At 47.7% G+C, this 9,639-nt stretch carries 10 protein-coding genes; 6 read left to right on the top strand and 4 right to left on the bottom strand.

All coding sequences use genetic code 11. The features are described from left to right. The 4 genes from GY683_RS09355 to GY683_RS09370 all read right to left on the bottom strand — a co-directional run. On the bottom strand, positions 1-240 hold a 240-nt coding region (locus GY683_RS09355), incomplete at its 3' end, for a hypothetical protein (protein WP_297288469.1). A gap of 22 nt (positions 241-262) precedes the next feature. Further along, the gene (locus GY683_RS09360; RefSeq protein WP_297288470.1) at positions 263-442 is read right to left on the bottom strand and encodes a hypothetical protein; all 180 of its coding nucleotides are present in this window, start codon (positions 440-442) and stop codon (positions 263-265) included. A 62-nt stretch (positions 443-504) separates the two neighbouring features. Continuing rightward, positions 505-2,166, bottom strand: a complete 1,662-nt coding sequence (ettA, locus tag GY683_RS09365) for an energy-dependent translational throttle protein EttA (RefSeq protein ID WP_297288471.1) — start codon at positions 2,164-2,166, stop codon at positions 505-507. 286 nt (positions 2,167-2,452) lie between these two features. Beyond that, a complete protein-coding gene (locus GY683_RS09370) occupies positions 2,453-3,211 on the bottom strand; it encodes a sulfite exporter TauE/SafE family protein (protein ID WP_297288472.1) in 759 nt (252 codons plus the stop codon). A gap of 122 nt (positions 3,212-3,333) precedes the next feature. On the opposite strand from GY683_RS09370, the gene GY683_RS09375 reads away from it, so the two are divergent. The 6 genes from GY683_RS09375 to parC all read left to right on the top strand — a co-directional run bounded on the left by GY683_RS09375 (position 3,334) and on the right by parC (position 9,624). Continuing rightward, complete coding sequence (locus GY683_RS09375; RefSeq protein WP_297288473.1) at positions 3,334-3,609, top strand: GNAT family N-acetyltransferase; 276 nt, start codon at positions 3,334-3,336, stop codon at positions 3,607-3,609. Between the two features lie 25 nt (positions 3,610-3,634). Then, complete coding sequence (locus tag GY683_RS09380; RefSeq protein ID WP_297288474.1) at positions 3,635-5,446, top strand: DUF294 nucleotidyltransferase-like domain-containing protein; 1,812 nt, start codon at positions 3,635-3,637, stop codon at positions 5,444-5,446. A 2-nt stretch (positions 5,447-5,448) separates the two neighbouring features. Further along, a complete protein-coding gene (locus GY683_RS09385; RefSeq protein WP_297288475.1) occupies positions 5,449-6,087 on the top strand; it encodes a 3'-5' exonuclease in 639 nt (212 codons plus the stop codon). 168 nt (positions 6,088-6,255) lie between these two features. Continuing rightward, the gene (locus tag GY683_RS09390) at positions 6,256-6,546 is read left to right on the top strand and encodes a 4a-hydroxytetrahydrobiopterin dehydratase (RefSeq protein ID WP_297288476.1); all 291 of its coding nucleotides are present in this window, start codon (positions 6,256-6,258) and stop codon (positions 6,544-6,546) included. A gap of 62 nt (positions 6,547-6,608) precedes the next feature. Further along, positions 6,609-7,292 (top strand): thiaminase II, encoded by a 684-nt coding sequence (tenA, locus tag GY683_RS09395; protein WP_297288477.1) that lies wholly within the window; start codon positions 6,609-6,611, stop codon positions 7,290-7,292. Between the two features lie 88 nt (positions 7,293-7,380). Beyond that, the gene (gene parC, locus GY683_RS09400) at positions 7,381-9,624 is read left to right on the top strand and encodes a DNA topoisomerase IV subunit A (protein WP_297288478.1); all 2,244 of its coding nucleotides are present in this window, start codon (positions 7,381-7,383) and stop codon (positions 9,622-9,624) included. Positions 9,625-9,639 lie beyond the last annotated feature (15 nt).

Below are 9,639 nucleotides of genomic sequence, written 5' to 3' on the forward strand. Positions count from 1 at the left end.
CAAGCTAGTGTTTTTTACAAACAATCCCAACCACTTGGATGGATTGCCCACTAAAGAATCTTTAGAATTTTGACTACCAGCCAACCCATCGGCAATTTCTTCAAGTTCATTCTTAGGCTTACGGATACGCTCTGCCAAATCATCTAAGGCTGGATTGATTTGAGATAGATTGACTTCTATTTCATCTAGTACTTGATGAATATTTTTTGAGTCCTGCCGTTCTTGCTCATTCTTATTCAAGATAACTACTCCACTACCAATACTATTTTTTATTTTTCGCCAGTCTTTGATTAATTTCTTTGGATTTTTTTAGAATTGTATCAAGGCGAGCAATGATATTATCAATATGCTCATTGTGAGATTTTTGCTCAGCTTCAATTTCCTCTAGCTTTTTCTGAATTTCATTAGCACTAGTAGGTTTTGATTTATTAAAAATATACATGATAAATTCCTCAATTATTCATAAATAAAGCCCAAGCAATTGAAATTGCCTGGGCTTTTAAATCAACCCCCAATCTTCTTATACTTCATACGCTTAGGCGTGGCATCTGCCCCAAGTCGATCTTTACGCCATTTTTCGTATTCGGTGTAGTTACCGTCAAAGAACTCTGGCGTTTCGTTTTCAAACGACAAAATGTGCGTACAAATACGGTCCAAGAACCAGCGGTCGTGCGACACCACCATGACCGTACCAGGGAACACCTGCACCGCATCTTCTAAGGCACGCAAGGTCTCCACGTCAAGGTCGTTGGACGGTTCGTCAAGCAGGATAACGTTCGCCCCTTGTTTTAGGGTTTTGGCAAGTTGCAAGCGGTTACGCTCACCGCCTGACAAGCTACCCACACGTTTTTGCTGGTCTTGACCCTTAAAGTTAAAGCGTCCGATATAGGCACGGCTTGGCGTGGTATACTCACCCACGGTAATCATATCAAGCCCGTCCGAGACTTCTTCCCACACGGTTTTGTTGTCATCAAGCTCATCTCTGACCTGCCCCACATAGGCGACTTTCACGCTCTCGCCCACTTCTACCGTGCCAGTATCAGGCTTGTCTTTGCCGGTAATCATATTAAACAAGGTCGTTTTACCTGCACCGTTTGGCCCGACAATCCCAACAATCGCCATTGGTGGCACGGTAAAGGATAGGTTTTCATACAAAAGTCTTCCGTCAAAGGATTTAGAAATGCCTTTAACTTCAATGACTTTGTTGCCAAGTCTCGGTCCTGGTGGAATGTAGATTTCCGCCGTTTCGTTTCGTTGTTGGAACTCACGAGAGTTCATCTCTTCAAAGCGTTCCAGACGAGATTTGGATTTGGCTTGCTGACCTTTTTGGTTTTTACGAACCCATTCTAGTTCTTGTTTTAGAGCCTTAGCAAAGGCTTCTTCTTGCTTTTGCTCTTGTTCTAGGCGTTTGTTCTTTTGTTCAAGCCACTCGGTGTAGTTGCCTTGGTAGGGGTAGCCATAGCCACGGTCAAGCTCCAAAATCCACTCGGCGACATTGTCAAGGAAATAACGGTCGTGGGTAATCGCCACAATCGTGCCAGAGTAGTCTTTTAAGAAACGTTCTAGCCACGCCACGGATTCTGCATCCAAGTGGTTGGTCGGCTCGTCAAGCAGGAGCATATCAGGGTTGGACAGCAAAAGACGGCACAGGGCAACACGGCGTTTTTCGCCCCCTGACAGCTTAGACACGTCAGCATCCCACGGTGGCAAGCGAAGTGCGTCCGCCGCCTTTTCAAGTTGGGTGTTTAGGTTGTGAGCGTCCCACGCCTGAATGATGTCTTCCATTTTGCCTTGCTCGGCAGCCAATTTATCAAAATCGGCATCAGGCTCGGCATATTCGGCATAGATTTGGTTAAGGCGTTCTAGGGCATCAAGGGCTTCACGCACGCCGTCTTCTACGTTGCCACGCACGTCTTTGGTGGGGTCAAGTTGGGGTTCTTGGGGTAGATAGCCCACTTTAATGCCCGCTTGCGGACGAGCCTCCCCGCTAAATTCGGTATCCACGCCTGCCATGATACGAAGCAGGGTGGATTTACCTGCACCGTTTAGCCCCAGCACGCCAATTTTCGCCCCTGGGAAAAAAGACAATGAGATGTCTTTTAAAATTTCGCGCTTAGGCGGAACAATTTTGGACACCTTGTTCATGGTGTAAATATATTGAGCCATATAAATCCTTGAATTAAAAGATAATTTTTAAAAATTGGTCTGATGTAGAACTTGCCAAACTTTCGCTAATTTAACTAGATATTATCGCATGCTTTGGGCGGTGGGGCAAGTTTGTTGCGTTAAGATTTTGGTAAAATAAATTTGGCTAAAATGACTGATGACACCCCACCAATTAAAGTCATGACAAATGGCAATATCAAAAAACTTCCAACCACTCCGCCTAATACCAGATAGCTAATGATAACTTGTTTGGTCGGATACTTTGTCATATTTTTATTTATCATTGCTAAACCCCAAACCCCTTTATCAACGCCCGCACGCCCAATATCAGCAAAATGACAAGCACGATTTTTTTAAACATGGCTTGCGAGATTTTATCCCTAAAATAAAATCCCAAATACAAAAACACCACCGACACCACACTTGCCACGCCAATCATAAGCCAGTCAGTTTTGGGCAAGGCGGTCAGAGCCTGCCACAAGACGATAAGCTGAGCGATTTTGCCAACGACATAGCATAGGTTGCTTGCGTTGATGAGCTCGGTTTTTGGGTCATCGGTGTGCTCGGTGGCGGAGAGCAGATACATCACCAGCAGGGGCGACATGGCGTTGGTGGCTCCGCCCAACACCCCTGCAATCGTACCGCTTATCACAAGGCTTGAGGTGGTGTTGGGCAGTTTAAAATTTTTGCCCACGCTCATCGCCACAAACTGCATAACGACATAACCGACAATGAGTAGCCCCAACGCAATCAAGAGATGGTGAGACGCAATGATAAAGACAAGTTTGGTGCCGATATAGCTACCGATAAAGCTTGTCAGCACAAGGAGCCAATACTTTTTGAGATAATAAACAATCCGCCCACCGTCCAAAAACACCACCAAATTGATAATCAAACAAGGGATGACTGTCAGCACCAAAACGTGCGACATCGGATAGCTACTTGCCAAAGCGGTGGTGGCGATGAGCGTTACACCAATGCCTGTGAGTCCATGAAAGATACTGGCGACGATAAAGGTTAAGATGATAAGGGTAAAGGCGGTCATGGCTTATTTATTGGCAATTAAATAAATTCAAAGTATAACAAAGCCCAACCCAAAAAAATCCATTTACAACTGTCTTGATTTTCTTTATGATAAAGCAAAACAACACTAACAAGGACAATCTCATGACCGACATCACCCACAACCCTACCACTCAGCGCTTTGAGACCACCATTGACGGACACACGGGCTTTTTAAGCTATGAAGTTATGGATGACACCACACTAAACTACAACCACACCATCGTCCCCAAAGAGCTGGGCGGTCGCGGGCTAGGGACGGCACTGGTTAAGCATGCGCTCGATTACGCCAATGAGCATAACAAAAAGGTCGTGCCAAGCTGCTCATTCGTCGCCAGCTACATCAACAGACGGCCTGAGTATCAGCATCTGCTCGCTTAATCAATCCAGAATACAAGGATGTATCATGAATCACGCGCTTAATCATCTATTCACGCCGCCCTTTGATGTACTCAAGGACGCCGAGAGAAAGACGCTGTCGCAAGCCAGCAAAATCACCTATCTGCCTGAGAATACCGATTTGCCGGATGATTGGCGTGATGATTTTTTTATTGTCATTAAAGGCAAGCTCACCCAACACCAAAATGGCGAGCTCATGGCCGGCTTAAAGGCAGGGGATTGGTTCAATCTCAAAGATAAGGACGGCACATCTTTTGATGTCAAAACTCAAGAACAAAGCCTACTATACCGCATCGATGGGAAGACTCTCATCTCCATCAGCGATGGCAATGATGAGCTTAGGACTCAGCTATTTGCTGACTTATCTGCGCGCAAATCCCACCAAGACATGCGCCAAGCCCATCATCAAAACCAACAGATGCTCTATCACGCGGTAAAAAGCATCGGCAATCACATCCGCTCGCCGAACTTCGTCGATGATGACGCCACGCTCTATGAGGCGACAGCGCGCATGACTGAGCTGGATGCCAAGCATGTGCTGGTGCGCTCTGCCAAAGGCGTGGGCATGTTCACACAGACGGACGTCTGCCGCGCCATCACTGACAGGACTGATTTTCACACGGTGCCGGTTCGCGCATACAGCCAGTTTCAGTTGCATAACATCCACGAGAGCCATGACCTTAGCGAGGCGCTGATCACGATGCTCGATAAGCGCGTGCATCGCCTGCCAATTGTGAATAGCGCAGGCGACATCGTGGGCGTGATCGGACAGACCGAACTACTTAACTATCTTAGCAACCAATCCCAGCTCATCACACAGCGCATCGACCAAGCGCAGAATTTAGATGATGTAGCAGTGGGTGTGGACATGATCGGTAAATTCATCCGTCACCAATCCCAAAACGGCATGAAAATCCATCTCATCGGGCGCATCGTTCAGAGCCTAAACGCGCACGTCTTTGCCAAAGTCTGGCAGCTCATCGCACCAGCTGATGTCGTTAGTAACACCTGTCTGATCGTCATGGGTTCTGAAGGGCGCGGCGAGCAAGTCATGCGCACCGACCAGGATAACGCGCTGATCATCCGAGATGGCTTTTATGATGACAATCTACCCAGCTACGCCCAAGCCTTCAATGATGCACTGTATGAACTTGGCTACCCTTATTGCGATGGGCAAATCATGATCAATAATGCTCAGTGGCGGCGCTCTTTGAGTGAATTTCAGGCACAAATTAACAGCTGGCTGATCGCCACAGGTGGTGAAGCCATGGTCAATGTGGCAACACTCGTCGATGCTCATCCTGTCTGCGGCGATGCCTCATTATTACAAGACTTAAAATCACATTGGCAAAAAGCCATCACCTCCCCAGCCGTGAAATCCGCCAATTTCATCAACCGCTTCGCTGCGCCGACAATTCAGGTCGCCACCACAGAAGGCTTTTGGCAAAAATTCACAGGCGGACTTGATAGCGACGTCGACCTCAAAAAAGCCGGCATCTTCCCCATCACGCATGGGGTACGCACGCTTGCTCTAGAATACGGCATCAGTGAAACCAGCACACGCCTGCGCCTAAAGCAGCTCGCTGACCTTAAAGTCATCGATGATAAGAGTGCGCAGAACATCACCGAAGCGCTGGATTTCTTCTTATTAAAACGCCTAGAAGTCGCGCTCATCACAGACGACAAATCCGCGCGCAAAGTCAATCCAAATACGCTATCAGCACTCGAGCGCGACCTACTCAAAGAAAGCCTTGCGGTGGTGAAGTATTTCAAAGGATTCATCACGCGTCATTATCGCCTTGATGTGTTTGTGGGGTGATGATGTTTGATTTCATAAAAGATCTTTTTAATAAGAACCAACAGACCAAGCTCACCGACACCAAGTACAGCTACTTGTTCGAGCCAGCGCCTCTTGATGAATGGGTGTGCCTTGATCTGGAATTAACAGGGCTAGATCCCAAGACCGACCACATTCTAAGCATAGGTGCAGTAAAGATAGCAAAAGACGCTACAGGCTACATCATCGACACCGCAAACCCCCTGTCTATCGTCTGTCGTCCACCCATCATGCCCGATACAGACAGCATCGTCATTCACGGGCTGCGACCCATGGATCTTGAAAATGGCACAAGCTATAGCGACATGTTAGATCGGCTACTGCCATTCATCGGTTCGCGCCCTGTGGTTGGGTTCTATGTGAACATGGACATTGCGTTCTTAAATACACTCATCAAACCAAAAATCGGTACCAAGCTACCTAACGCGCTCATCGATGTCTCTACACTTGATGTCAAGCTTCGCCAAAAAACCAATAAAAATAGCGACATCCCCATCGACAAGCGCCATCTAAGCGAGCTTTTGGGTGCTTATGGCATCCCCATCTTACCAGCGCACGACTCAATGAATGATGCACTGATGACGGCGATGTTGTTTTGCCATCTCAAGCATCAGCTAGGCTAAACCCATGTGTTCGCATCTGCTAATGATTAAACGCCAACCCAACCAAAATGGCTATTTAAAAGACAGTACATTGCACACAATGACATGAAAAATTATCACATAAAAATCGCTAGCATTTAATAATAAATATGCTAAACTAGCCAATATTTTGATATCAAAAGGACAACCATGAGCAGTCTTACTCTTGAACAAACCGCCCTGCAATTAGACGGCCTACCGGCTTGGCAGCAGGATGGTAGCAGCCTAGTGCGCACTTACGAATTTAATGACTTTGCGTCTGTGGTGGCTTTTTTAGTGAAAGCATCATTCTACGCTCAAGAGCTTGAGCATTATCCAGAATGGCAGAACCACTACACAACCGTCAATGTTCGGATCGGCAAAATAGAACGCGGCGCGGTACGTCACCGCGATGTGCAGCTTGCCAAGCGACTAGAGGCCGCATTTGAATCCCAAAATTAACCCCAAAGCCAAGTTATCTTGGCTTTTTTATTACCTGATTAACAGTGAATTAAGGATTGATTATGAGCAAGTTTAGTCAGATTCTTTGGCAAGAAAACCAAAAACTCTACGAAGCCACCTTAAATCTACCATTCAATCAAGAGCTGGCAGCAGGCACGCTGTCCAAAGACGCCTTTACCCATTATGTCATCCAAGATGCGCATTATCTGCTGGCCTATGGGCGCGCCTTGGCAATCTGCGCGGCTAAGGCATATGATGCTGACGACGTGATTTTATTTACAGAAGCCGCCAAAGTTGCCATCGTTGTGGAGCGCTCGCTGCATGACGGCTTTATGCAGGAGTTTGGCATCAGCCAAGCTGACTTCATGGACACACCGCTGACCCTAGCGTGCCATCATTACACATCTTATCTCTTGGCTAGCGCCTATGCTGACAGCTACCCTGTGGTATTGGCAAGTCTGCTGCCGTGCTTTTGGATTTATGCCAAAGTCGGTCAAGACATCTATGATAAGTCGGCTCCGAATAACCCTTACCAAGCATGGATCGACACCTACGCTGGTGAAGAGTTTCACACCGCCGTCCAAAAAGTCATCGACGTCGTGGATAAAGTCGCTGAGCGTGCCGATCAAGATACACTAGATAAAATGCGCGAAGCTTATACTTATGCCGCCAAGTTAGAATGGCTGTTCTGGGAAAGCGCGCACCGTCAGGATAAATGGCGCGGGCTTGATGACATCTTGATCTAATTTAAAAGTTTCATGTTTGACTACAGCAAATTGCGATAAAGTTTGATAAAATGGCGGTTATTTCAAGTTTGATGACCGCTATTTTATTATGACAGATAACCCACAGTCTTCTTTTGACACCCGCTCGATCGCCGAATTTACCGAATCGGCGTATCTTAATTACGCCATGTACGTCATCATGGATCGAGCCCTACCTCATATCGCAGACGGTCTAAAGCCGGTTCAGCGCCGCATCGTCTACGCCATGAGCGAGCTTGGTCTTAAGCATTCCGCCAAACCCAAAAAATCTGCCCGTACCGTGGGTGACGTATTGGGTAAATACCACCCGCATGGCGATTTTGCCTGTTATGAGGCGATGGTGCTGATGGCGCAACCTTTTAGCTATCGCTATCCGCTCATCTTCGGGCAGGGCAACTGGGGCTCTCCTGACGACCCAAAATCCTTCGCCGCAATGCGATACACCGAAGCCAAGATGAGCAATTATGCCAATACGCTACTCGCCGAGCTTGAGCAAGGCACCGTGGATTGGGTAGATAATTTTGATGGCTCATTAAAGGAGCCCGCCACCCTGCCTGCGCGCCTGCCGAACATCCTACTAAATGGCACCACAGGCATCGCGGTTGGTATGGCGACCGACATCCCACCGCACAATCTCACCGAGACGGTCAAAGCGTGCGTTAAGCTACTCAAAAACCCAGCCATGTCCGTACGCGAGCTATGCAAGACTTTGCCTGCGCCAGACCTGCCCACCAAGGCTGAGATCATCACCCCCCAAGATGAGCTTATCAATATGTACGAGACTGGTCGCGGCAGCTACAAGATGCGCGCCACCTATCATCTGGATAAAAACGACAAAAACACGGTCATCATCGATGCGCTGCCCTATCAAGTCTCTGGCAATAAAGTCATCGAGCAGATTGCCAAACTCATGCTTGACAAAAAGCTGCCTTGGCTTAACGACATCAACGACGAATCCGACCATGAGAACGCCTGTCGCATCGTACTAGAATTCAAAAAAGGCAAATTAGATCTTGATAAAATCATGAATCACCTGTTCGCCATGACCGACCTTGAGACGTCATATCGCGTGAACATGAACATGATTGGCATGAATGGCAAGCCACAAGTCAAAAACCTAAAAGAAATCCTATCAGAATGGCTAGATAGTCGCCGTGGTGTGGTCATTCGCCGCTTGCAGCATCGTCTGGATAAAATTGATAAGCGCTTGCATATTTTGGCAGGTTTGCTCGTTGCCTACCTCAATATCGATGAAGTCATCGCCATCATTAGAAATGAAGACGATCCCAAGCTTGAGCTGATGAGTCGATTTGGACTGACGGACATTCAGGCTGATGCCATTCTTGACATCAAGTTACGCCAATTGGCAAAACTTGAAGAAATCGAATTAAATGCCGAACGAGATGCACTAGAAGCTGAACGTGCCGCCATCGCTGAACGTCTTGCCAATCCCGACAGCCTAACCGCCCTACTGATCGATGAGCTGACCGCCGACATGAAAGCTCATGGCGATGAACGCATGTCGCCTGTGGTCGTGCGCGATGAAGCTGCCGCCATCAAAGCATCAGATCTGGTGCCTAGTGAGGCAGTAACCGTAGTGCTATCAAAGGCAGGCTGGATCCGCATGGCAAAAGGCCATGACGTAGACGCCGCCGCAATGAATTACCGATCGGGCGATGAATATCTGGCACACGCTCAAGGCAAATCCAACGACAAGCTGATCCTGCTGGACAACACAGGCCGAAGTTATGCCTTGGATCCTATCAACCTACCATCTGCTCGCGGACAAGGAGAGCCGATTACCAGCATGCTAAACCCACCCGCAGGCGCAAAAATCGAGCAAGTCCTGTTCGGCGATAAGGATAGCAAAGTACTTCTGGCAAGCTCGTCTGGTTATGGCTTCGTGGGTCAATATGCCAATTTTGAGACCAATCAAAAAGCAGGTAAAGCCATCATCAACCTCAACGATTCTGCGTTTTTGCCCGTTAGCACAGTTGGGGATGATGATACTTTAGTCGCTGCCTTGACAGATGCAGGTTATTTATTGGTTTTTGAATTGTCTGATCTGCCAAGCCTAAACAAAGGCAAAGGCAATAAAATCATCAACCTAAAAGATAAGGACGGCGAAACGCTGATTAGTCTAGTTAGTCTCGCAGCATCTGACAGCTTAGCTATCAATGCAGGCAAACGCACACTCACCCTAAAACCTGCCGACATCGCCACCTACATGGGTAAGCGTGCCAGCCGCGGCAGCCGCCTACCCAAAGGCTACTGGGGAGTATCCGGCATGACACCCCTCAAAAATAGCCAATAGTTAAGACAAACCCCA

Origin of the sequence: Moraxella sp. (assembly GCF_024227015.1) — a bacterium.
In the GTDB taxonomy this organism is placed as follows: domain Bacteria; phylum Pseudomonadota; class Gammaproteobacteria; order Pseudomonadales; family Moraxellaceae; genus Moraxella.

Excerpts from the sequence above, each read along its gene's own strand:
- GY683_RS09360 (WP_297288470.1), bottom strand. The coding sequence starts at position 442 with ATGTATATTTTTAATAAATCAAAACCTACTAGTGCTAATGAAATTCAG.
- ettA (WP_297288471.1), bottom strand. The coding sequence starts at position 2,166 with ATGGCTCAATATATTTACACCATGAACAAGGTGTCCAAAATTGTTCCG.
- GY683_RS09370 (WP_297288472.1), bottom strand. The coding sequence starts at position 3,211 with ATGACCGCCTTTACCCTTATCATCTTAACCTTTATCGTCGCCAGTATC.
- GY683_RS09375 (WP_297288473.1), top strand. The coding sequence starts at position 3,334 with ATGACCGACATCACCCACAACCCTACCACTCAGCGCTTTGAGACCACC.
- GY683_RS09380 (WP_297288474.1), top strand. The coding sequence starts at position 3,635 with ATGAATCACGCGCTTAATCATCTATTCACGCCGCCCTTTGATGTACTC.
- GY683_RS09385 (WP_297288475.1), top strand. The coding sequence starts at position 5,449 with ATGTTTGATTTCATAAAAGATCTTTTTAATAAGAACCAACAGACCAAG.
- GY683_RS09390 (WP_297288476.1), top strand. The coding sequence starts at position 6,256 with ATGAGCAGTCTTACTCTTGAACAAACCGCCCTGCAATTAGACGGCCTA.
- tenA (WP_297288477.1), top strand. The coding sequence starts at position 6,609 with ATGAGCAAGTTTAGTCAGATTCTTTGGCAAGAAAACCAAAAACTCTAC.
- parC (WP_297288478.1), top strand. The coding sequence starts at position 7,381 with ATGACAGATAACCCACAGTCTTCTTTTGACACCCGCTCGATCGCCGAA.